Origin of the sequence: Kitasatospora sp. NPDC007106 (genome assembly GCF_040634455.1) — a bacterium.
Lineage (GTDB): Bacteria > Actinomycetota > Actinomycetes > Streptomycetales > Streptomycetaceae > Kitasatospora > Kitasatospora arboriphila.
Map to the genome: position 1 here is coordinate 1 of NZ_JBEYFP010000926.1, position 2,182 is coordinate 2,182.

Below are 2,182 nucleotides of genomic sequence, written 5' to 3' on the forward strand. Positions count from 1 at the left end.
GAGCGGTTCGCCGAGGAGTTCGCCCGCCGCCCCTTCGACCTGGAGACCGGACCGCTCTGGCGCGCCGCCCTACGTCGACGCCGGGTTCGCCGGGGTGCAGATGCGCGTCCACGACGAGCGGGGTGCGTGGGTCGGCACCGCCGGAGTGCGCAAGCTCGGCGAGGCGGCGGCGCCGCCGCCGGACGGACGGTTCTGGATCGGCAGCACCACCAAGACCTTCGTCGCGACCCTGGTGCTGCAGCTGGTCGCCGACCGGGCGATCGGGCTGGACGACCCGGTGGCCGACCACCTGCCCGAGCTCGGGCTGGACGGGCGGATCACCGTGCGGATGCTGCTCCGGCACACCAGCGGGCTGGCCAGCTACACCGGCGACCTCGACCCCGACGGGACCTTCGTGCCGGGCATCCCGGCGGCGGGCAAGCCGTGGGTGGACGACCGGTTCCACAGCTACCGGCCGGAGGAACTCGTCCGGTTCGCCCTCGCGAAGCCGGCCCGGTTCGAGCCCGGGGCCGACCAGAGCTACTCCAACACCAACTACACCCTCGCCGTGCTGCTGATCGAGAAGGCCGCCGGCCGGTCGTACGCCGAGCAGATGCGGCTGCGGATCCTGCAGCCGCTCGGGCTCCGGGACACCGCGGTGCCCGGGGACTCGCCGGAGCTGCCCGCACCGCACGCCCACGGCTACTACCGCTACCAGGACGGCGACCAGTGGAAGGTCGTCGACGTCACCCGCCAGAACCTCACCCTCCTGACCGGGGCCGGCGACATGATCTCCACCACCCGGGACCTCCACACCTTCTTCTCCTCACTGCTGGGCGGCGCGCTCCTGCCCGCCCCGCTGCTGGCCGAGATGCGCACCCCGCACGGCATGCTCGGCTACGGCCTCGGCCTGTTCGTGCAGGACCTCGGCCCGGACGGCGGCACCGTCGTCCACCACAACGGCGGCGCCCCCGGCGGCTACGGCGCACTGATGATCGCCAGCCCCGACGGCAGCCGGACCCTCACCGCAGGGCTGACCACCGGCGACGCCGACGTCGACCCGGCACGGGCGTTCCCCGAGGCGCTGGACCGGCTCATCAGGGCCGTGTTCGGCAACGGCCGGACCACGGGCTGACGACGCCGAACCGGATCCGGCCCGGGTGGCGGGGTCGGCAGGGTCGGGCCGGGCCTAGGGGTGCCGTTCGGGGTGCCGTTCATCCCTGCCATGTCAGGCCGTTCATCTGTCAGAATCGACCGGCCGGCAACCAGGGACGAGGAGGGCCGCGTGGGCGGTGACGAGGTGCGGTCGAGGATTCCGCAGCTGCGGCTGGACGAGCTGCTGGAGGAACTCCAGGCCCGGATCGACGCCGCCCGGGGTACCCGGGACCGGGTGCACAGCCTGCTGGAGGCCGTGCTGTCGGTGGGCCGGGAGCTGGACCTGACCCAGGTGCTGCGCCGGATCGTCGAGGCCGCCGCCTTGCTGGTGGACGCCCGCTACGCCGCACTCGGTGTGATCGGCCCCGACGGCGAGACGCTGTCGCAGTTCCTCACGGTGGGACTGTCGGAGGAGGAGATCGCCCGGATCGGCCCCTACCCGACCGGCAAGGGGCTGCTCGGCGAGCTGATCCGCCGTCCCGAGGCGCTGCGCCTGCGCGACCTGTCGGAGCACCCGGCGTCCTTCGGCTGTCCCGCGCACCACCCGGTGATGCGGACCTTTCTCGGGGTGCCGGTGCGGGTGCGCGACGAGGTGTTCGGCAACCTCTACCTCACGGACAAGCGCGGCGGGGAGGAGTTCGACGCCGACGACGAGTCGGTGATCGCGACCCTCGCCGTGGCGGCGGGCGTGGCGATCGACAACGCCCGGCTCTACGAGGAGGCGCAGCGCCAGCAGCGCTGGCTGAGCGCGAGCGCGGAGATCACCCGCACGCTGCTGTCGGGGAGCTCCCGGTCCGAGGTGGTCGGGCTGATCGCCCAGCGCGCGCGGGAGATCACCGGCGCCGAGCTGGCGGACGTCTCGGTGCCGGTGGCGGGGACCGGATCGCTGCGGGTGGAGCTGGCGCTGGGCGGCGACGGTGCCGCACGGCTCGGCCTCGTCGTCCCGGCGGAGATACGGCTCCTCGGCGTCCAGCCGGAACCGGTTCACGCCGACCACCGTCCGGGTGCCGGCTTCCTGCTCCTGCTGGAGGCGGTAGGCCGTCCGCTC

At 73.6% G+C, this 2,182-nt stretch carries 2 protein-coding genes; both read left to right on the forward strand.

The genetic code is table 11. The annotated features are described in order from the left end of the window. A partial coding sequence (locus tag ABZ641_RS34100) for a serine hydrolase domain-containing protein (protein ID WP_359988189.1) occupies nt 1-1,114 on the forward strand: 1,114 nt, incomplete at its 5' end. 150 nt (nt 1,115-1,264) lie between these two features. Further along, nucleotides 1,265-2,182 (forward strand): GAF domain-containing protein (locus ABZ641_RS34105; protein ID WP_359988191.1); only part of this gene is annotated, 918 nt, incomplete at its 3' end.